An 18,608-nucleotide genomic window follows, 5' to 3' on the forward strand; every position below is an offset into this window, starting at 1 on the left:
CTGAGGCGGCCAGCGTGAGGAACCCCATCGTGAGTCTCGCCCCCCTCGAACAGATCACCTTCGCCGATTTCCTGAAAGTCGATATCCGCGTCGGCACCATCATCCAGGCCGAGCCTTTCCCCGAGGCGCGCAAGCCGGCGCTCAGGCTGGTGATCGATTTCGGCCCGCATATCGGCTGCAAGAAGTCCTCGGCCCAGATCACCGTGCATTACGCGGCGGAGGATCTGATCGGGCGGCAGGTGGCGGCGGTGGTGAATTTCCCCTCCCGCCAGATCGGCCCGATCATGTCCGAGGTGCTGACCCTCGGCTTCCCGGACGAGGACGGCGCCGTGGTTCTGTTCAAGCCCGACCAGGACGTGCCCAACGGCGCGCGGCTGTTCTAAAGCGGCATTGTTCAGACCGGAATCCGGATCGCCGCGCGGAGGCCGCCCAGCGCGCTTTCGCCGAGGATGACGTCGCCGCCATGGGCGCGTGCGGCGTCGCGGGCGATGGTGAGGCCGAGGCCGGAGCCGCCGGCATCCTGGTTGCGCGCCTCATCGAGCCGGAAGAAGGGACGGAAAACGTCTTCGCGCAGCGCGGGGGCGATGCCGGGCCCGTCATCGTCGACGGCGATGGTGAGCCAGCGCTCGTCGCGCGTGCCCGTGATCTCGATGCGCGCGGCGTGCCGGCCGGCATTGCCGACCAGATTGGCGAGGCAGCGGCGGAAGGCGTCGACCCGCACCATCACCATCGGGTCGCCGCTGTAGCTGGCGCTCACCTTCGCGCCCTGGCGCTCGGCATTGATCCGCGCCTCCTCGATCAGCCGCGCCATGTCGGCCAGCGCCGGCGCCTCGGCGACATCCTCGCGGGCGAAGGCGAGATAGGCTTCCAGCATGCTCTGGAGATCGTCCACATCCTTGCGCAGCGCCTCGGTGTCGGCGCTGTCGCCCAGCAGGGCCAGTTCCAGCTTGAAGCGGGTGAGGATGGTGCGCATGTCGTGGCTGACGCCGGCGAGCATGGTGGTGCGCTGCTCGATCTGCCGCTCGATCCGCCGCTTCATCTCCAGGAAGGCCAGCGCCGCGCCGCGCACCTCGCGCGCGCCGCGCGGGCGGAAGCCGGCGACGTCGCGACCCTTGCCGAAGGCGATGGCGGCATCGGCCAGCGCCTCGATCGGCTTGATCTGGTTGCGCAGGAACAGGATGGCCACCGCCATCAGCACCAGCGCGGTGCCCACCATCCACAACAGGAAGATGTGGGAGTTGGAGAGATAGGCCTGGCTGCGGCGTGCAAAGACCCGCAGCACCATGCCGTCCATCTGCACCCGCACCTCGATCAGGTTGGAATTGCCCACAGTATCGGTCCAGAACGGCCGGTGCAGCCGCTTGGCCAGTTCGCCGGTGAAGGCGGAATCGAGGGTGGAGAAGAACGGCTTGGGGCCGGGCGGCGGCAGGCGCTCGCCGGGCATGAAGTCCACCGTCAGGCCCATGGTGATCTGGGCGATCCGCTTGATCCGCTCCTGGTCCTCCTCCGTGGGGAAGGCGAGGGCGAGCTGGGTGACGGCGGTGATGTCCTGCGAGACCGCCGCCGAGAGCCGGCGGGTGACGGTGTTGTAGTGGCGCTCCATGAAGACGAAGGCCAGCACCGATTGCAGGATCACCACCGGGGTGACGATGATGATCAGCGAGCGGGCGAACAGCCCCTTCGGCATGATGCGGTTGAACCACGCGCCGAAGCGGGCATTGTTCTCGCGCATGCGGCGCTGGGTCAGGCGAAGGCGGGCGCGGGCGGCGCCGACGACGCTGGTGTCGCGGGCGCTCAAGGAGCGACGACCAGCCGGTAGCCGACGCCGCGCACCGTCTGCACATAGGCGGGATTGGCCGGGTCGCGCTCGATCTTGCGGCGCAGCCGGTTCACCTGCACGTCCACCGCCCGGTCGCCGGCGGCGACGCCGGGGGCGACGAGGTCCTGGCGCGGCACGGTCTGGCCTGGCGCCTCGCCCAGCACCCGGAGCATGTCGCGCTCGCGGTCGGTGAGGCGCACCATCTCGCCCTCGCGGGTGAGTTCGCCGCGCGCCAGATGGAAGCTGAATGGGCCGAAGCGCACCGTCTCGATCGCCTGCGCCGGCGGGGTGGCCGAGCGCTTGATGATGTTGCCGATCCGCAGCAGCAATTCGCGCGGCTCGAACGGCTTGGCGAGGTAGTCGTCGGCGCCGATCTCCAGCCCCTGGATGCGGTCGCCCGGCTCGGAGCGGGCGGTGAGCATGAGGATCGGCACGGAAGAGGTTTCGCGCACCCCGCGGGCGAGGTCGAAGCCGGTCTCGCCGGGCATCATCACGTCCAGAATCAGCAGGTCGAAGGTGAGGCCGGCGAGCCGGGCGCGGGCATCGGCGCCCGATTCCGCCGTGGTGACGCGGTAGCCATGCTCGCTGAGGAAGCGCGAGAGCAGATCGCGGATGCGGCGGTCGTCATCGACGATGAGCAGGTGGAAGGCGTCGTCGGCAGGCATGGTGCGGGCTTCCCTTGCCGCCGCGACCGGGCTGTGGCGGGCGTCGAGCATGGCGATCCTCCCCGTCAGCCGGCTGGCCGGCTGCGGGCGGCGCTGCGCGCCTCCACGGCCTGGTCGGCGCGGGCGATCAGCTTCTCGGTCGGGCTGCGATCTTCCGGGTCGATCATGGCGACAAGAAAGCGGCGCACGACATCGCGTGCATCGCCACCGCTCTCCTCCAGCGCCCGGCGCAGGCGGCGCGACTGGATGGCGACGAATTCCTGGGTCAGCGCCTCGCCCTTCGGCGTGAGGTAAAGCAGACGCTGGCGGCGGTCGGAGGCGCCGGCGCGGCTGTCGATGAAGCCCTGGTCCACCAGCTCGCGCAGCACCCGGCCGAGGCTCTGCTTGGTGATGCGCAGAATGTCGAGCAGGTCGGTGACGCGCATGCCGGGATGGCGATTGACGAAATGCAGCACCCGGTGATGCGCCCGGCCGAAGCCGAAGCCGTGCAGGATCTCGTCGGGATCGCTGACGAAATTGCGATAGGCGAAGAACAGAAGCTCGATCAGGTCGAGCATCGGTTCGCCTTCCGGGGCGGGGGACAGACGCGGGGCAGCCCCCGGCTCGCTCTTGCCGGTGCGCGCTGTCAGCGAGACATTTATGTCAGCCATGTTGACTTTTTTCGTTATGATCGTTACCCAGATGTCCCGTTCAACGAAAGGATCGTTCGGCTAGCCGCCCGATCCGCCTCGGAACAGGATAGAGTCGCGCTCGCTCTTACTGAGCCGCGACGATAACGGGACTTCGGCCGCGAGGCAAAGCGTTGCGCTCTCGCCTGACGGGCCGTAGCCACCATGCCGAAGGAACAGAAGGGCTCCGGCGCCTCCCATGGCGCGCTGGCGCCCCGGTTGGGAGACTTACCATGGCGAGCGAACCTTTCGACAAACGCAGCGGCTGGATCTGGTATGACGGCGCCTTCGTGCCCTGGCAGGACGCGCAGGTCCATGTACTGACCCACGGGCTGCACTATGGCAGCTGCGTCTTCGAGGGCGAGCGCGCCTATGGCGGCGAGATCTTCAAGCTGGACGAGCACACGGCGCGGCTGAAGCACAGCGCCGAACTGCTCGACTTCGAGATCCCCTATGGCACGGACGAGATCAACGCCGCCTGCCGCGAGCTGCTGGTGCGGCAGAAGCTGAATGACGCCTATCTGCGTCCCGTCGCCTGGCGCGGCTCGGACATGATGGGCGTCTCGGCCCAGCACAACCAGATCCACCTCGCCATCGCGGCGTGGGAATGGCCGAGCTATTTCGATCCGGCCCAGCGGCTCAAGGGCATCCGCATCGGCATGGCGAAGTACCGCCGCCCCGACCCGATGACCGCGCCCTCGACCTCCAAGGCCGCCGGGCTCTATATGATCTGCACAATCTCCAAGCACGCCGCCGAGCGCGAGGGCTTCGCCGACGCGCTGATGCTGGACTGGCGCGGGCGCGTCGCCGAATGCACCGGCGCCAATGTGTTCTTCGCCAAGGACGGCGTGATCCACACGCCTGAAGCCGACGCCTTCCTGAACGGCATCACCCGCCAGACGGTGATCGCGCTGGCCAAGCGGCGCGGCATTGAGGTGGTGGAACGGGCGATCATGCCGGAGGAACTGGCGAGCTTCGACGAGTGCTTCATCACCGGCACCGCCGCCGAGGTGACGCCGGTCGCCGAGATCGCCGGCCAGCACTTCCAGCCCGGCCCGGTCACCAAGACGCTGCTGGAGGACTACATGTCCGAAGTGCAGCCGAAGAAGGCCGAGGCGGCCTGAGCCCGTTCGCCGATCCGCTTTTCAGATGAACGTTATGCCCGGCCTCGTGCCGGGCATTGACGTTTTTGGATGCGCGCAGCGCCGTTGTCGGGTTGGACGCCTGCGGCGGAGCGCTGCGCTGGGTCCCGGCGCAGCGCTCCGCCTTCAGCTCCGCTGGGCCAGGACAGGAAACTGTTCCGTCATCTCGGCCGCAGGGCGGAGAGCCGGGATCGCCTCCCGCTATCGGCCAACGCTCCCGGATCGGCCTGCGGCCGTCCGGGATGACGGCGGCTGGCGGTCGGCCTCGGTGTCAGGCCCAGCGTTCCGCCGCCGTGTCGTCTTCGTCCTTGGCGGCGACCCAGCCTTTGCCGTCGTCGCGCTCTTCCATTTTCCAGAACGGCGCGCGTGTCTTCAGCCAGTCCATCAGGAATTCGGCCGCCTCGAAGGCGGCGGCGCGGTGGGCGGAGGCGGTGACGACGAGCACGATGTTGTCGCCCGGGACCATGCGGCCATAGCGGTGGATGACGGTGGCGCCGACCAGCGGCCAGCGGGCGCGGGCCTGTTCCACCAGCCGGCCGATCTCCTCTTCCGCCATGCCGGGATAATGCTCCAGCGTCAGGGCGATGAGCGGCGCGCCGCCGGGCGCGTCCTGCGCGCGGCACAGGCCGGCGAAGGTGACGAGCGCGCCGATGTCGGTGCGCCCGCGCGCGAGGGCGGCGGCCTCGGCGGCGGCGTCGAAATCCTGCGCCTGTATGCGGACGGTGAACATCTCCGCCCTCCCGGTTCAGCCGCCCGTCATGGGCGGGAAGAAGGCAATCTCGCGCGCGGCACCGAGCGGCGTGTCCGGCTTGGCGTGCCGCCGGTCGAGCGCCGCCCGCACGATACGCGGATTCTCGAAGGCGTGGGCATAGCCCTCGCCGCGCGTGCCGAGGAAGGCGGCAAGCTCGGCTACGGTGGCGACGCCCTGCGGCAGTTCGATCTCCTCCGCCTCGATCCCGATACGCTCGCGCACCCAGGCGAAATACAGCACCTTCACGCGTCATCCCCGATCAGATGGCGGGCGCCGGCGCGGAAATAGTCCCAGCCGGTATAGAGCGTCAGCAGCGCCGCGATCCACAACAGGCCGATGCCGAACAGCGTGATGCCCGGTACCAGAAGATCGGCCGCCGGCCCGGCCAGCAGCACGCCCACGGCGACGAGCTGGGCGGTGGTCTTCCATTTGGCGAGGCGGGTGACGGGGACGCTGACCCGCAGCTCGGCGAGAAATTCACGCAGGCCGGAAACGAGGATCTCGCGGCACAGAATCACCAGCGCCGCCCAGAGCGACCAGCCGCGAATGGTGCCGTCCGAGGCCAGCATCAGTAGCGAGGCGGACACCAGCAGCTTGTCGGCGATCGGGTCCAGCATGCGGCCGATGGCCGATTGCTGCTGCCAGGCGCGGGCGAGGTAGCCGTCGAAGAAATCGGTGACGGCGGCGACGACATAGATGACCACCGCCACCCAGCGCAGCCAGACGCCGCCTTCCAATATGTCGGACCAGAACAGGCAGGCCGCCACCAGCGGCACCGCCACGCAGCGGCCATAGGTGAGCAGATTGGGCAAAGACAAGGCGTGACCGCGAGTCACCTTGGTCGGCTCCCGTGCTGTCTGCGGGTTTGATGCAACATCGACCATAGTGCGCCGGCTCCCTCACAGGCAGGTAAACACGCGAGCCGGCTACGTCAATTGCGTGGCGGCCATTGCTTTGCCTGCCGTGGCGCTTTCACGATGCGGCAGGGCTGTGGCCATCGCATGACGGGAATGGCCGGACAGGCGCTTCATGTGGCTTTCGCATGAAAGAAGTCATAAACCGCCCGCGCCATCGCCGCGTTCACCCCCGGCACACCCTCAAGATCGGCGAGCGAGGCACGCTCGATCGCCTTCAATGTACCGAAATGGTGCAGCAGCGCGCGTTTACGAGTGGGGCCGATGCCGGGAATTTCCTGCAGGCCGGCCTGGGTGATGTCCTTCTTGCGGCGGGCGCGGTGCGAGCCGATGGCGAAGCGGTGCGCCTCGTCGCGCAGGCGCTGCACGAAGTAGAGCACCGGGTCGCGCGGCTCCAGCCGGAAGGGCTCGCGGCCATCGGCATAGAAGGTCTCGCGGCCGGCATCGCGGTCCGGGCCCTTGGCGACGCCGACCATCGGCACGTCGGTGACTCCAAGCCCGGCCAGGGTTTCGCGCGCGGCCTTCAGCTGGCCGGGGCCACCATCGATCAGCAGCAGGTCCGGCCAGGCCGAGGAGGCGGCGGAGGCTTCCTCGCCCTCGCCCGGTTGGGGGGAGGGGGCAATGACCAAAGCCTGCTCCTCACCCGATGCCTGCCCCTCAGCCGATAGCTGCGCCGTCGACGTCTCCCCGTCGGTGACTGGTGAGGCGCCGGCCCGTGGATTCTCCTTCAGCAGGCGGGAGAAGCGGCGGGTCAGCACCTCGCGCATCATGCCGTAATCGTCGCCGGGAGTGAGTTCGGTCGAGCGGATGTTGAACTTGCGGTACTGGCTCTTGGCGAAGCCCTCGGGCCCGGCCACGATCATGCCGCCCACCGCATTGCTGCCCATGATGTGGCTGTTGTCATAGACCTCGATCCGCCGGGGCGGCGCCTTGAGGGCGAAGGCGCGGGCGAGTTCTTCCAGCAGCCGGGCCTGGCTGGCACTCTCGGCCAGCTTGCGGCCCAGCGCCTCGCGGGCGTTCTGCAAGGCGTGCTCGACCAGTTCGCGCTTCTCGCCGCGCTTGGGTGCCGCGACCTCCACCCGGTGGCCGGCGCGGGTGGAGAGCGCTTCCTCCAGCAGTTCGCGCTCGGCAATGTCGTGGCTGATCAGCACGAGGCGCGGGCAGGGCTTGTCCTCGTAGAACTGGGCCAAGAACGATTCCAGCACCTCGCCGATCTCCAGCGTGCGGTCGGCGCGGGGATAGAGCGCGTGGTTGCCCCAGTTCTGGCCGGTGCGGAAGAAGAACACCTGCACGCAGGTCGCGCCCCCCTCCTGGTGGATGGCGAACACATCCGCCTCTTCCACCGAGCGCGGATTTATACCCTGCGTGCCCTGCACGGCGGAAAGCGCGGCGAGGCGGTCGCGCAGGGCGGCGGCGCGCTCGAATTCCAGCTCGTGCGAGGCGATCTCCATCTCGCGCGCCAGCTGTTCCTTCACCGCCTTGCTGCGGCCGGAGAGGAAGTCGCGCGCCTCGCTCACATATTCGGCATAGTCGGTGTGGTTCACCTCGCCGGTGCAGGGGCCGGCGCAGCGCTTGATCTGGAACAGCAGGCAGGGGCGGGTGCGGGCCTCGTAGAAGCTGTCGGAGCAGGAGCGCACCAGGAACGCCTTCTGCAGCGCGTTGATCGTGCGGTTCACCGCCCAGACCGAGGCGAAGGGGCCGTAATAATCGCCCGGCCGGTTGCGGGCGCCGCGGTGCTTGGTGATCTGCGGCGACACATGATCCTTGGTGATGAGGATATAGGGAAACGACTTGTCGTCGCGCAGCAGCACGTTGAAGCGCGGGCGCAGCTGCTTGATGAAGTTGGCCTCCAGCAGCAGTGCTTCGGTCTCGGTGCCGGTGGAGACGAACTCCATCTCCATGGTGGCCGCCACCATCCGCATGATGCGGGCGGTCAGCCCCGTGGGGCGGGTATAGGCGACGATGCGGCGCTTGATGCTCTTGGCCTTGCCGACATAGAGCACCGCCCCGTCCGCGCCGATCATGCGGTAAACGCCGGGCCCGTTCGGCGCGTGCTTGAGGGCGCGCGCGATGGCGGCGCGGCCCATGGCGACGGAGCCCGGCGCGGGCTCGGCCTCCTCGGCAAGGTCGGCAATGAGGGCCTCGTCCTGGTCAAGCTCGGCGATGTCGGCATCGTCGGCGTCGAGGTCGGGCATGTCGCGGGTCGGTCGGGCAATCATGAGTCCCTAGATACGTATTTGCGCCCCCGGCGAACAGGGGGCGGAGCGTTTCGAGGCGCGTCTTCCCGCTACGGCACAGGGCACGAAAATGCATCGGGCGTCGGAAGGCCATGCGCCCGCAGCCGGTGTCAGCGGCGGCAAAAGGGTCTAAGGGAGCCCATCATGACCCGTTCCGGCGATGCCGTTTCCCACCCGCCCTTTCCCCTGGCCGGCTACGCCTTCGGCGCCGCCGGGGCGATGTTGTTCGCCTCCAAGGGCATCATCATCAAGCTCGCCTATGCCGAGGGCATCGACCCGGAGACGCTTCTGGCGCTGCGCATGGCGTTCTCGCTGCCGTTCTATCTCGCGGTCGGCGCCTTCGCGCTGCTGCGGCTGCGCGGCATGGGTGAGCCTTTGCCGAGCGGCCGGCTGGTGGTGCAGTCCATGCTGGTGGGCGCGCTGGGCTACTGGTTGGCCAGCTATCTCGATTTCGCCGGGCTGCAATACACATCCGCCTCGTTCAGTCGGCTGATCCTCTTCACCTATCCGATCTATGTCGCGCTGTTCGGCGCGCTGCTGTTCGGCCAGCCGATCCGGCCGAAGGCGATGCTGGCCTTCGCGCTCGCCTATGGCGGGCTGGCGCTGATCTTCCTGCAGAATGTCACCGCCATGGGCTCGGACGTGGTGAAGGGTTCCGTGCTGGTGACGCTGGCGGCGATCTCCTTCGCGCTCTACCAGCTCTGCGCCCGCTCGCTGCTGCAGCGGGTCGGCTCGGCCCTGTTCACCTGCATCGCCATGATCTCGGCCTCGATCATGGCGATCGGCCAGTTCGCGGTGTTGCGGCCGGTCGAGGCGCTGATGGTGTCGCCGCATGGGCTGATGCTGGCGGTCAGCGTGGCGATCGGCGCCACCGTGCTGCCGACCTTCCTGATGAACGCAGCGCTCAAGCGCATTTCGGCGCAGGCCAATTCGATGATCAGCACGGTGAGCCCGGTGGCCACCATGGTGCTGGCGGTGATTTTTCTCGGCGAGAGCGCCAGCCCGGCCGAGCTCGCCGGCGCGGTGCTGGTCATGGCCAGTATCGGCTGGTTCACGCTGAGCGACGCAAGACGCCGCTGAGCGCTGCCGCCGCTGAGTGCCGCCGGCGCGCAGGTTCAGTCGTCTTCCACGTCCGGCGTGCGCCAGGCGAGGTGCTGCCCGCCATCGACCGCGATCATCTGCCCGGTGACGCTGGCGGCGCGGGCGAGATAGGCGACCGTGTCGGCGATCTCCTCCGGGCTCGGGCCGCGCCCGAGCAGCACCGAGGCGGACTGGCGGGCGAAGGCGCCGTCATCCTGCCGGCCATTGGCCAGCGTCGGGCCCGGGCCGACCGCATTGACCCGCACGCGCGGCGCCAGCGCCTGCGCCAGCATCCTTGTGGCGGCCCACAGCGCCTCCTTGGTCACACTGTAGGAGAAATAGGCCGGGGTCGGCTTCAGCACGCGCTGGTCGATGAGGTTGACGATCGCCCCCGGCACGCCCTCCGGCAGCTGCGCGGCGAAGGCGCGGGCGAGCTGCACCGGCGCACGCAGATTGACCGCCATGTGCCGCTCCCACACGCCGAGATCGAGCGCTGCCACGCTGTCGGGATGGAATTCCGAGGCGTTGTTGACCAGCAGGGCAAGCGGCCCCAGCGCCGCCACGGCGGCCGGGACGACGCCGTCCACCGCCTCGGCCTCGGCGAGCTCGGCGACGATGATGGCCGCGCGTGCTCCCGCCTCCCGGATCGCCGCGGCGGTCTCCTTCGCCGCGGGGCCGGGCCGGCGCACATGCAGGGCGATGTCGTATCCCTCACGGGCGAGGCGCAGGCTGATGGCGCGGCCGATCCGCACCGCGCCACCGGTGACGAGGGCGACGGGGCGGGTGACAGCGGGCGTGAGCGTGCGGGACGTGTCGGGGCCGGGCGGCGAGGGGGGAGGGGTCATCAGATTTGAGGCGCTGCATTGGAAGGGCGGCGGGCAAGGGACGGCTTCGCCGCCCGGCTGACAATACGCTGCGCAACGGTGCGCGGATGAGGATGCCGGCGCGGATCGGGTAATTTCGTGCCGGCGTTCACGGCCACCTTTTTAGCGGGGCAATGGCCGGCGGGCCATCTCTGCCTGATGTGCCGCCGGATCTGTGATCGGTATTCAAGTATACATGAAGGTTACGTTTCATTAAGTATAATATAGCCTTTCGGCATTCGACATTATTTCGGCCGCACCTTTCTGGAATCGTCGGACTTATCTCAGCGACGGCGATGTCTTTTCGCCGGCTGGCAGGCTGAGCCAGGATCCAGGAGACGATCATGAAGAACAGCATCCGCGCAGGCCGCATTCGTGCAGGTCGCATTCTCGGCGGTCTCGGGCTTGTGGCCCTGATGGCCGTTCCCGCCGCTGCGGCGGATATGTCCTACCCGGCCCCGGCGGGGGGCGCCTATGCGCCGGCGCCGGCGTTCACCTGGACCGGCTTCTATCTCGGCGCCAATGCCGGCTATGGCTGGGGCACGGCGGATGGCTCGCCTGATATTGACGGTTTCCTCGGCGGCCTGCAGGCCGGCTACAACTGGCAGGGCAGCGGCCCGCTGGTGCTCGGCGTCGAGACCGACATCCAATATGCAGACCTGTCGAGCTCGGCCTTCACGCTGGACTATTTCGGCACGGTGCGGGCGCGCCTCGGCTTCGCCTTCGACCAGTTCCTGGTCTATGGCACCGGCGGCCTGGCCTATGGCGGCGGCAGCTATGAGCTGCTCGGCCTTTCCAATGACCGCAACCATATCGGCTGGACCATCGGCGCCGGCGCCGAATACGCCATCGGCGGCAATTGGAGCGTCAAGGGCGAGTATCTCTATATCGACCTCGGCGAGGAGACTTATGCGAGCTATTTCGGCCCGCGCGATGTCGGCATGAGCGCGAATGTGGTGCGCGCCGGCGTGAATTACCGCTTCTGATCGGCGTGCGGCGGGCATTGACGCCGAATCCGGCGCGCCCGCCCCCGTCTTCGGGCGGTGAAGTCGCGCAATTTGTGACATCGAAAACACACATGCCGACGATCTGTGGCTGATCATGGCGAAATTGTTGCGCGTTTCGCGGTTCTATGGATGCGGTATTTCTAGCGCAGGTTCAGTGCTGCGAAGGCTTTGCGGGCCCTCAGACCTCATTCGGTGGAAGGTGCGGGCGGCAAATGCGGCGGTGTTGCCCCAATCCAGCCCTTGGCCTGCCCATCTGGGCTTCTACTTCACACTCCGAGACGCAGGCCTTTCCTGGATGCCTTTCCTGGTGCCGGGATTCTTTCGGAGAATACCAATGAAGAAGATCCTCTGCTCGGGCGTCGCCGCGGTCGCCCTTCTCGCCGCTGCCCCCGCCTTCGCGGCCGACCTGGCGCAGCAGCAGTCCTACCCCACCAAGGCCGCGCCGATGTATGTCGAGCCGGTGTTCACCTGGACGGGCTTCTATATCGGCGCCAATGCCGGCTATGCCTGGGGCCAGGGTGAGGGCGGCGCGGGCGTCGTCAATCTCGACCCGACGGGCTTCCTCGGCGGTGGCCAGATCGGCGTCAACTACCAGTTCGACAACAACATCGTGCTGGGCGCCGAAGCCGACTTCCAGGGCTCGGACATCAAGGACACCTATGCCGGTTATGAGTCCAAGATGGACTATTTCGGCACGGTCCGTGCCCGCCTCGGTTATGCCTTCGGCAATGTGATGCCCTATGTGACCGGCGGTCTCGCTTGGGGTCACACCGAGGTAAACGACAACCTGTTCGGCCTGTCCTCGGACAAGACCCAGGTGGGCTGGACGGTTGGCGGCGGCGTGGAATACGCCCTCACCAACAACTGGACCATCAAGGGCGAGTATCTCTACATGGATCTCGGCGAGGACTACTACGACAGCATCGGCTACAAGACCGGCCTGACGGCCAACATTGTCCGCGCTGGCGTGAACTACAAGTTCTGACGCGAGCCTGACGGCTTCTCGACCACAAGGGCCCCGGATCGGCGATCCGGGGCCCTTTTTGCGTTGCCGGGGTCGTCGGCGGGATGAGACCTGTGGTCTCAGACCTGTGCGTCAGACTTGCGGGGTCGTTGCCTCGAAAGCGGGCACACGCTCTGAAAAAGCGTCGAGCCAGGCGACCAGTGCCGGATGGCCGGCGCGCCAGGCGCCGGCAAAGCGCAGGTCGAGATAGCCGAGCGCGCAGGCCACCGCGATCTCGCCGACGTGGGCGGCGCCGCTGACCGGCAGGGTCTGCGGCGGCGCGGCTTCCAGCGCCGCCAGCCCGCGCGCCACCTTGCCCGCCTGATGGTCGAGCCAGCGGGCGCTGTGGGTTTCCGGTTCGCGGAACCGGCTCTCATACATCTGCAGCAGCGCCGCGTCGGCAATGCCGTCGCCGAGTGCCAGCATGGTCAGCGCCGCGATACGATCCTCGCCGCTGGCCGGGATCAGCACGCCGCCTCCCGCCGCCATGTCGAGATACTCGACGATGACGCGCGAATCATAGATCGCCGGCCCGTCGTCGCGCAGCAGCACGGGGATCTTGCCGAGCGGATTCTGCTCCCGCAGCGAATCGGTGGGATCGGTGGTGTCGGCCGGCAGGACATCGAGATGGATGTCGCACAGAATGGCGCCGATCTTGACCTTACGCCCGAACGGGGACAGCGGGGAGGAACGAAGCTTCATCGGGTTCGACACCTGTTGGGGGCCAGCCGCCCCCTGCCGGATGCCCGGCGGCGCCTGCGCCCGGCCGCGGCGGAGCCGCAGCTTCGGCCGGCAGGCTTATCAGTCGGCCGGCTGCAGGTCGATCGCCTTCGGGCCCTTGCCGCGCTTGTCCGGCTCGATCTCGAAGCTCACGCGCTGCCCCTCCATCAGCGTGCCCAGCCCGGAGCGGGTGACGGCCGAGACATGCACGAACACGTCGCGCCCGCCATCGTCCGGTCGGATGAAGCCATAGCCCTTTTCGGTGTTGAAGAATTTGACGGTGCCCATCGTCGCCATGCGCCTGCTCCTGACCCTCGGATGGCCGCACCCATCCGCCGCTTGACTCTACCCGGGCAGGGTGAAGCAAGACCGATGCCGATTGATGACGCGGGGGAGGTGCGGCGGGCGGGGTCAGCGTTCCGGCGTCAGCCAGCCGAGGCGCACGCGCCCTGTGCCGTCGGTGGCGAGCACCGGCGCGAGGGCGCCCAGCACCGTGCGCAGTTCCTCGGCGAGGGTGAAGGGCGGGTTGACCACGATCAGGCCGCAGCCGGTCATCGTGTCCGCCTGCCGCACGCTGCGCAGGTCGAACTGAATGTTCAGCGTCTTGGGGATTCCCGCGCGTTCAATCTCGCGGCGGAAGCCGTCCACCGCGCGCACATCCTTGATTGGGTACCAGAGCAGGTAGATGCCGCCGGACCAGCGCCGGTGCGCCTCGGCGAGGCCATGGGCGAGGCGGTGGAACTCGCCCTGTTCCTCGAAAGGCGGGTCGACCAGCACCACGCCGCGCCGCTCCTTGGGGGGCACATAGGCGCTGAGCGCCTGCCAGCCATCGGTGGCCAGCACCTTGGCGCGGACATCATGGCCGATCGATTCCTCCAGCGCCGCCCGCACGCCCGGCTGGGTCTCGCATAGCAGCAGGCGGTCCTGGGCGCGGGTGAGCGCCTGGGCGATGAGTGGCGAGCCGGGATAGCGCGCGAGCGTCGCCGCCAGCGCGGCATCGTCCGCCGCCGGCGGGTTCACCGCCCGCACGGCGTCGAGCCAGGGAGCGAGCAGTTCGGCCACAGTGGGGGCGAACTGGGCGCGCAGCACGGCGCCAATGCCGCCCTCCCACTCGCCGGTGCGGCGGGCCTCGTCGCCCGTGAGGTCATAGAGCCCGGCGCCGGCATGGGTGTCGATGACGCGATAGGCGGCATCCTTGCGCCCGAGATAGGCAAGAATGCGCGCGAGCACGACATGCTTGACGACATCGGCGAAATTGCCGGCATGGAAGGCGTGGCGGTAGTTCATCGCGTCCTCTATTTCGCGCCGGCGCTCTCGCGCAGCGGCGGCATCACCACGCGGCCCGCCCGGCAGGCGCGGCGGTCCACCTCCTCGCAAGGGGTGAAGCCGAGCGCGCGGTCCATGCAGATACGGACCTCGGTCAGCCGGCGGCCATCGCAGGCGACGGCGATCATATCAGGCGCCAGCCCGGGATTGGCGGCGCGAAAGGCGTCCTCGACCTCGCCGGGCGACACCATGCGGTAGTCGTCCAGCCGGCGGAAGCCTTCCGGGATCGTCACCCGCTCATAGGCCCGGCGCACCTTCGCGAAATAGGCGGCGGCATCGGCGCCGTCGCAGGTGCCGTGCTTGCGCCACTGGTGCAGCACCAGCCGGCGGCTCGGCATGATATCGAGCATGCCGCGCAGCACCGGCTCGGGGACGAACGGGGCGGGGGCGACGCAGTTTTCCGGCCAGCCGCGCTTATGTTGCGGCCAGAGCCCGTGCGCGACGAAGGCGAAGGGACGTGTGCCCGCGCATTGCGCCGGCTCGGCGCGATCACCCATCGACTCGCAATAGGAGGGCGACCAGGACAGAGCGAGCACATAGTGGTCGAAGCGGCCCGGCTCGCCCTTCTGCTGGGCGAGCGCCATTGCCGGCCAGAGCAGCAGCGCGGCGAGGGCGAGCCCCGCCGTGCGCGCCTGCTTCACGGACGGGCCATGCGGCAATTCGGGGCGTAGGTCCAGGAACGGTCGAAGCCCTCGACGCAGAAATCGACGCCCCAGGAGGCGCCGAGGAAGCCGCCATCCTCGATGATCGAGTACCAGACGGTGTGATAGAGCGGGGCGCCATGGGCCTTGCCGACGACCTTCCCCACCGGCCTGCCGGTCGCCTGGCCCTCATAGGGGCTGCTGCCATAGGCACCGCTGCCATAGGCGCCCTCGGTCTGGAAGCTGGGCGTGCCCTCAATGCCGGAGACGATGACCTCGGCGCGGCAATAGCGGCGGGGCATGTATTCCTCGCCCCAGGGCCGGAACGCGACCTCGCGGACATGCTCGATGCGGTCGATGGTGAGCTTGGAATTCCAGAAGCGTGATTCGGTGGTGGAGAAATCCCGCTGGATCTTCGACAGCGCCGAGGGCGTGTCGCAGGCCGGCACGTTGCCGCTGTAATTGGGGCCCGACATCCAGAAGTTCTTTTCGAAGAAATTGGCAGCCTGCGCGCCGCCGAGCGAGCCGGCCAGCATGCCAATGACGGCGAGGCCGGTGGCGGCCCGCGCCTTGGCCCGCTTCGCCCGCCCTGTCGCGCCCTTCATGTCGGCCAGCATCGCACATCTCCTGCATCATCTGCGGCGAAGATGCGTCGCGCCTGCCGCGCGGTCAATGACGGCAAGGCCACACCCGGCCGGATTCGGGCACCGTTCTCAGATGAGGCGGATGACATAGTGCTTGCGGGTGGTCTCGATGACTTCCCACACGCCCTTGAAGCCTGGCCGCAGGGCGAAGCTGTCACCGGCCTTCACCGTCACCGGTGCCTCGCCATCCTCGTGCAGGACGGAGACGCCTTCGAGAATCGAGCAGAATTCCCATTCCTCATAATCCACCCGCCAGGCGCCGGGCGAGGATTGCCAGATGCCGGCGAACAGGGCGCCGTCCGGCAGGGTCTCGATGTTCCAGGTGAGGTGGCGGGGGTCGCCGGCGACAAGGCGCTCGGCCGGCGGCGCGGTTTCCTCCGGTTCGCCAAGAGTGGCCGGATCGAAGGAAAGCAGGAACGACATGGAAAACCTCGCAGGCGGGGCAGGGCGGGAGCCGTCCGGCGGTTGGCCGGAAACAAGAGCGGCGCGGCCATCCTGAAGGATGAGCCGCGCCGTCTCAAGCTGCTTCGACACCCCCCAGCATCGAAGCAAAAACTCATTCCGCCGGTGCCGGCTGCGGCCCGTCCGCGCTCGCCGCGGCGGGCGATTCCTCTCGAGCGGTGTATTTCGCGCAGCCGAAGAGGAAGCCGGCTACCAGAAGGTAAGCAAATGCTACCGTCGGTGTCACGCCAATTCCGACGCTTTCCCCGTGCATGAAGCCGAAAAAGGTGAGCACCGCGCCGGCAAGGGCGAAGGCGGCGGCGTTGACGAACTGCCGTTCGACCACGAAGACGCCGATGGCACCGAGCACCAGCCCCACCAGGATGGCGCCGCCGCCCATCACTTCCAGCCCGTGATAGAGCACGCCGACCGCGCCCAGCTTCTCCAGTCCGAGCGCGGCGGCCGAGGTGCCGGCGACGGCCAGCGAATTGTCGATCAGCAGCTTGGCCCAGGCGGCCAGATGCGGGGTGAGCGCCAGCACCACGGCCGGCGCGTGCTTGGAGGGCGTGGTCTGGAACGCCTGCGCCCCGATCAGCATGCCGATGTACAGAAGGATCGGCGAGATGGCGACGACCGGGATCAGCGCCAGCAGCAGCGCGATGATGCCGAACCAGGACAGGACGATGACCATCAGCCCGGTCGCGGCGGAATAGCCGATGCGCCCGCCCATCGATTTCCAGCCGGGATGGCCGATATAGACGGCGTTGATGAAGGGGTTGCCCATCAGGCAGCCGATGAGGCTCACCACGCCGTCGGCGGTGAGCACGCGGGTGGTGGGGTAATGGTCGCCCGCCGCCTCGGCGCTCTCCACATTGTCCATCGCCTCGACGAGATCATAGATGCCGAAGGGAATGGCGGTGACGAGGATGATGCCGAGATAGTCGAAGCCGTGGAATACATGGTCGAAGGCCGGCAGCGGCACGGAGAAGCCGAAAGTGGTGAAGGCGGCGCCGACATTGTCGAGGCTCATGCCGCCATAGTTCAGCCCGAACAGGTTCGAGCCCCAGGCGATGATCATGCCGACCGCGATGGCGATGAGGCCGGCGGGAATGCCACGCGGGTATTTCACCCCGCCGAACCAGCTGACCATGATGATGGCGAAGCAGGTGAGGCCGATCACCGGGGTGGCGAAGATCTCGAAGGCCGGGCGCATGGAGATGAAGGCGATGGACACGCCCGCCAGCGTGCCGAGCAGCGCGGCGCGCGGGGTGATCCTGCGGATATAGGGCGCGACGAAGCCGCCGATCATCAGGATGAAGCTCTGGAAGAACACCCAGACAAGGCCGGCCTCCCAGCCCTGTACGGGATCGCCGGTGGCGGCGCCGATCGGCAGCATGATGACGAAGGTGACGACGAACATGTGCGGGACGGAGATGCCCGAGGGCAGGGCGCAGACATCGTCGCGGCCGGTCTTCTTCGCCAGCTGGTAGCCGAGAAAGGCGTAATAGACGGTGGAGAGAAACATCATCAGCCCCACCGCCGGTAGGATGCGGCCGAAGACGATCTCGGGCGGCATTTTCAGCACGAATTGCAGCAGGCCGGTCAGCACCAGCATGTTGACCAGTATGTTGGTGCCGAAGCCGAACAGGGCATTCCAGTCGCCGCGCGTCCAAAGGGTCGGGCGCATGCCGGTGCGGGCGGGCGAGATCGGGGTCATTTCAGTCGCGGACATGCTCGGTATCCCTCAAGGGCGAATGACGGGACGCGGTGAAAGGCGGCGCCGGGCGCCGGACGCGGCAGGCGAAAATCAGGCGGCGCTGGCAGGCGCGGCGTGGGTGGCGGTGCCGGCGAGTGCGGCGAGAAGGGCGGCGGAATCGGATACCCAGCCGAAGATGCCGCCCTGCGCCTTGATCATCTCCAGGCCGACGCGATGGAATTCGGGGATGTAGGAGGCGCAGCAATCGGCCAGCGCCACGCAGCGATAGCCCCGATCATTGCCCTCGCGGATGGTGGTGTGGACGCAGACCTCGGTGGTGACGCCGGCGACCAGCAGCGTGTCGATGCCCCGGTTCTTCAGCATCAATTCGAGGTCGGTCTGGTAGAAGGCGCCCTTGCCGGGCTTGTCGAGCACCGGCTCGCCGGGCGCGGGGGCTAGGGCAGCGATGATGTCGTGGCCGGGCTCGCCGCGAATGAGGATGCGGCCCATCGGCCCCGCGCAGCCGATCCGCGCGGTGGGTGCGCCGCGCTCGACCTTGGCCGGGGGCGCGTCCATCATGTCCGGGCGGTGGCCCTCGCGGGTGTGGATGACCATGAGCCCGGCGGCACGGGCGGCGGCGAGCACGGCCTGGCAGGGAGCGACAGCCGCCTGGAGCCGCGAGACATCATTGCCCAGCGTCTCGCCGAAGCCCCCCGGCTCCAGGAAATCGCGCTGCATGTCGATAATGACCAGCGCGGCGCGGGCGGGCTGGAAGGCGAGGGGCGCGGGTTCGGCGGCGAGCAGGGGTGCGGGCAGTGCGGGCATGGGCATCCACCATCTGGAGCGGGTCGTGTGGCCGGACTCGGCTGATATGCATACAATGGTGTATGCATCAGGTATGCCAATGACTTAAATTTGTGCAAAATTGAGCTAACCCGCTGATTTAGCGACATAAACGTTGCAGGGCGTGTCCGCGCCGTCACGGCTTGCC

General features: G+C 68.0%; 21 protein-coding genes. 5 read left to right on the forward strand and 16 right to left on the reverse strand.

What is annotated here, in order from left to right; genetic code table 11:
• The first annotated feature begins 29 nt into the window (after positions 1-29).
• Entirely contained in the window at positions 30-383 is a 354-nt protein-coding gene (locus J2S76_RS13735; protein WP_307061036.1) for a tRNA-binding protein, read from the forward strand.
• 11 nt (positions 384-394) lie between these two features.
• Here J2S76_RS13735 and J2S76_RS13740 read toward each other — a convergent pair whose 3' ends face one another.
• The 3 genes from J2S76_RS13740 to J2S76_RS13750 all read right to left on the reverse strand — a co-directional run bounded on the left by J2S76_RS13740 (position 395) and on the right by J2S76_RS13750 (position 3,134).
• Complete coding sequence (locus J2S76_RS13740) at positions 395-1,732, reverse strand: ATP-binding protein (RefSeq protein ID WP_307061168.1); 1,338 nt, start codon at positions 1,730-1,732, stop codon at positions 395-397.
• A 62-nt stretch (positions 1,733-1,794) separates the two neighbouring features.
• Positions 1,795-2,535, reverse strand: coding sequence for a response regulator (locus J2S76_RS13745; RefSeq protein ID WP_307061039.1), 741 nt, complete (start codon positions 2,533-2,535; stop codon positions 1,795-1,797).
• 14 nt (positions 2,536-2,549) lie between these two features.
• Complete coding sequence (locus tag J2S76_RS13750) at positions 2,550-3,134, reverse strand: MarR family winged helix-turn-helix transcriptional regulator (RefSeq protein ID WP_018387129.1); 585 nt, start codon at positions 3,132-3,134, stop codon at positions 2,550-2,552.
• A 251-nt stretch (positions 3,135-3,385) separates the two neighbouring features.
• Here J2S76_RS13750 and J2S76_RS13755 point away from each other — a divergent pair, with 251 nt between their 5' ends.
• Positions 3,386-4,276 carry a branched-chain amino acid aminotransferase gene (locus tag J2S76_RS13755; RefSeq protein WP_307061041.1) on the forward strand — a complete coding sequence of 297 codons (891 nt, stop codon included), beginning with the start codon at positions 3,386-3,388 and terminating at the stop codon, positions 4,274-4,276.
• A gap of 289 nt (positions 4,277-4,565) precedes the next feature.
• On the opposite strand, the gene J2S76_RS13760 is transcribed toward J2S76_RS13755, so the two are convergent.
• From J2S76_RS13760 to uvrC, 4 genes are all read right to left on the reverse strand, one after another.
• Positions 4,566-5,024, reverse strand: coding sequence for a molybdenum cofactor biosynthesis protein MoaE (locus tag J2S76_RS13760; RefSeq protein ID WP_307061043.1), 459 nt, complete (start codon positions 5,022-5,024; stop codon positions 4,566-4,568).
• A 15-nt stretch (positions 5,025-5,039) separates the two neighbouring features.
• Positions 5,040-5,291 (reverse strand): molybdopterin converting factor subunit 1, encoded by a 252-nt coding sequence (gene moaD, locus J2S76_RS13765; protein WP_307061045.1) that lies wholly within the window; start codon positions 5,289-5,291, stop codon positions 5,040-5,042.
• Positions 5,288-5,929: a CDP-diacylglycerol--glycerol-3-phosphate 3-phosphatidyltransferase gene (gene pgsA, locus J2S76_RS13770; protein ID WP_370874745.1), complete on the reverse strand. Its 642-nt coding sequence runs from the start codon at positions 5,927-5,929 to the stop codon at positions 5,288-5,290. The genes moaD and pgsA overlap by 4 nt, the downstream gene beginning before the upstream one ends.
• A gap of 143 nt (positions 5,930-6,072) precedes the next feature.
• Entirely contained in the window at positions 6,073-8,178 is a 2,106-nt protein-coding gene (gene uvrC, locus J2S76_RS13775) for an excinuclease ABC subunit UvrC (RefSeq protein ID WP_307061049.1), read from the reverse strand.
• A gap of 162 nt (positions 8,179-8,340) precedes the next feature.
• Here uvrC and J2S76_RS13780 point away from each other — a divergent pair, with 162 nt between their 5' ends.
• Entirely contained in the window at positions 8,341-9,276 is a 936-nt protein-coding gene (locus J2S76_RS13780; protein ID WP_307061051.1) for a DMT family transporter, read from the forward strand.
• Positions 9,277-9,311: 35 nt separating this feature from the next.
• Here J2S76_RS13780 and J2S76_RS13785 read toward each other — a convergent pair whose 3' ends face one another.
• The gene (locus tag J2S76_RS13785; protein WP_307061053.1) at positions 9,312-10,121 is read right to left on the reverse strand and encodes an SDR family oxidoreductase; all 810 of its coding nucleotides are present in this window, start codon (positions 10,119-10,121) and stop codon (positions 9,312-9,314) included.
• Between the two features lie 434 nt (positions 10,122-10,555).
• Between J2S76_RS13785 and J2S76_RS13790 the strand changes: the two genes are divergently transcribed.
• Together J2S76_RS13790 and J2S76_RS13795 are read left to right on the forward strand one after the other, a co-directional pair.
• Complete coding sequence (locus J2S76_RS13790; RefSeq protein WP_370874748.1) at positions 10,556-11,125, forward strand: outer membrane protein; 570 nt, start codon at positions 10,556-10,558, stop codon at positions 11,123-11,125.
• A 355-nt stretch (positions 11,126-11,480) separates the two neighbouring features.
• The gene (locus J2S76_RS13795; protein WP_307061057.1) at positions 11,481-12,131 is read left to right on the forward strand and encodes an outer membrane protein; all 651 of its coding nucleotides are present in this window, start codon (positions 11,481-11,483) and stop codon (positions 12,129-12,131) included.
• Between the two features lie 111 nt (positions 12,132-12,242).
• Here J2S76_RS13795 and J2S76_RS13800 read toward each other — a convergent pair whose 3' ends face one another.
• From J2S76_RS13800 to J2S76_RS13835, 8 genes are all read right to left on the reverse strand, one after another.
• Complete coding sequence (locus J2S76_RS13800) at positions 12,243-12,851, reverse strand: glutathione S-transferase family protein (RefSeq protein ID WP_307061059.1); 609 nt, start codon at positions 12,849-12,851, stop codon at positions 12,243-12,245.
• A 99-nt stretch (positions 12,852-12,950) separates the two neighbouring features.
• Positions 12,951-13,166 carry a cold-shock protein gene (locus J2S76_RS13805; protein ID WP_307061061.1) on the reverse strand — a complete coding sequence of 72 codons (216 nt, stop codon included), beginning with the start codon at positions 13,164-13,166 and terminating at the stop codon, positions 12,951-12,953.
• A 114-nt stretch (positions 13,167-13,280) separates the two neighbouring features.
• The gene (locus J2S76_RS13810) at positions 13,281-14,156 is read right to left on the reverse strand and encodes a 23S rRNA (adenine(2030)-N(6))-methyltransferase RlmJ (RefSeq protein ID WP_307061063.1); all 876 of its coding nucleotides are present in this window, start codon (positions 14,154-14,156) and stop codon (positions 13,281-13,283) included.
• 8 nt (positions 14,157-14,164) lie between these two features.
• Entirely contained in the window at positions 14,165-14,836 is a 672-nt protein-coding gene (locus J2S76_RS13815; protein ID WP_307061065.1) for a ribonuclease T2 family protein, read from the reverse strand.
• Positions 14,833-15,453, reverse strand: coding sequence for a hypothetical protein (locus tag J2S76_RS13820; RefSeq protein ID WP_307061067.1), 621 nt, complete (start codon positions 15,451-15,453; stop codon positions 14,833-14,835). Before J2S76_RS13820 ends, J2S76_RS13815 begins: the two co-directional genes overlap by 4 nt.
• Positions 15,454-15,549: 96 nt before the next feature.
• On the reverse strand, positions 15,550-15,903 hold the full coding sequence (locus tag J2S76_RS13825) for a cupin domain-containing protein (protein ID WP_307061069.1): 354 nt from the start codon (positions 15,901-15,903) through the stop codon (positions 15,550-15,552).
• Between the two features lie 133 nt (positions 15,904-16,036).
• A complete protein-coding gene (locus J2S76_RS13830) occupies positions 16,037-17,653 on the reverse strand; it encodes a regulator (RefSeq protein ID WP_307061071.1) in 1,617 nt (538 codons plus the stop codon).
• Positions 17,654-17,728: 75 nt separating this feature from the next.
• A complete protein-coding gene (locus J2S76_RS13835; protein ID WP_307061073.1) occupies positions 17,729-18,442 on the reverse strand; it encodes a cysteine hydrolase family protein in 714 nt (237 codons plus the stop codon).
• Between the last annotated feature and the right edge of the window lie 166 nt (positions 18,443-18,608).

Source organism: Ancylobacter vacuolatus, from assembly GCF_030813595.1.
GTDB lineage: Bacteria > Pseudomonadota > Alphaproteobacteria > Rhizobiales > Xanthobacteraceae > Ancylobacter > Ancylobacter vacuolatus.

Bases quoted from the DNA above. Each gene is read 5' to 3' on its own strand.
- J2S76_RS13740 (WP_307061168.1), bottom strand. From the start codon at position 1,732: ATGCGCGAGAACAATGCCCGCTTCGGCGCGTGGTTCAACCGCATCATG.
- J2S76_RS13745 (WP_307061039.1), bottom strand. From the start codon at position 2,535: ATGCTCGACGCCCGCCACAGCCCGGTCGCGGCGGCAAGGGAAGCCCGC.
- J2S76_RS13750 (WP_018387129.1), bottom strand. From the start codon at position 3,134: ATGGCTGACATAAATGTCTCGCTGACAGCGCGCACCGGCAAGAGCGAG.
- J2S76_RS13755 (WP_307061041.1), top strand. From the start codon at position 3,386: ATGGCGAGCGAACCTTTCGACAAACGCAGCGGCTGGATCTGGTATGAC.
- J2S76_RS13760 (WP_307061043.1), bottom strand. From the start codon at position 5,024: ATGTTCACCGTCCGCATACAGGCGCAGGATTTCGACGCCGCCGCCGAG.
- pgsA (WP_370874745.1), bottom strand. From the start codon at position 5,929: ATGGTCGATGTTGCATCAAACCCGCAGACAGCACGGGAGCCGACCAAG.
- uvrC (WP_307061049.1), bottom strand. From the start codon at position 8,178: ATGATTGCCCGACCGACCCGCGACATGCCCGACCTCGACGCCGACGAT.
- J2S76_RS13780 (WP_307061051.1), top strand. From the start codon at position 8,341: ATGACCCGTTCCGGCGATGCCGTTTCCCACCCGCCCTTTCCCCTGGCC.
- J2S76_RS13785 (WP_307061053.1), bottom strand. From the start codon at position 10,121: ATGACCCCTCCCCCCTCGCCGCCCGGCCCCGACACGTCCCGCACGCTC.
- J2S76_RS13790 (WP_370874748.1), top strand. From the start codon at position 10,556: ATGGCCGTTCCCGCCGCTGCGGCGGATATGTCCTACCCGGCCCCGGCG.
- J2S76_RS13795 (WP_307061057.1), top strand. From the start codon at position 11,481: ATGAAGAAGATCCTCTGCTCGGGCGTCGCCGCGGTCGCCCTTCTCGCC.
- J2S76_RS13800 (WP_307061059.1), bottom strand. From the start codon at position 12,851: ATGAAGCTTCGTTCCTCCCCGCTGTCCCCGTTCGGGCGTAAGGTCAAG.
- J2S76_RS13805 (WP_307061061.1), bottom strand. From the start codon at position 13,166: ATGGCGACGATGGGCACCGTCAAATTCTTCAACACCGAAAAGGGCTAT.
- J2S76_RS13810 (WP_307061063.1), bottom strand. From the start codon at position 14,156: ATGAACTACCGCCACGCCTTCCATGCCGGCAATTTCGCCGATGTCGTC.
- J2S76_RS13820 (WP_307061067.1), bottom strand. From the start codon at position 15,453: ATGCTGGCCGACATGAAGGGCGCGACAGGGCGGGCGAAGCGGGCCAAG.
- J2S76_RS13825 (WP_307061069.1), bottom strand. From the start codon at position 15,903: ATGTCGTTCCTGCTTTCCTTCGATCCGGCCACTCTTGGCGAACCGGAG.
- J2S76_RS13830 (WP_307061071.1), bottom strand. From the start codon at position 17,653: ATGTCCGCGACTGAAATGACCCCGATCTCGCCCGCCCGCACCGGCATG.
- J2S76_RS13835 (WP_307061073.1), bottom strand. From the start codon at position 18,442: ATGCCCGCACTGCCCGCACCCCTGCTCGCCGCCGAACCCGCGCCCCTC.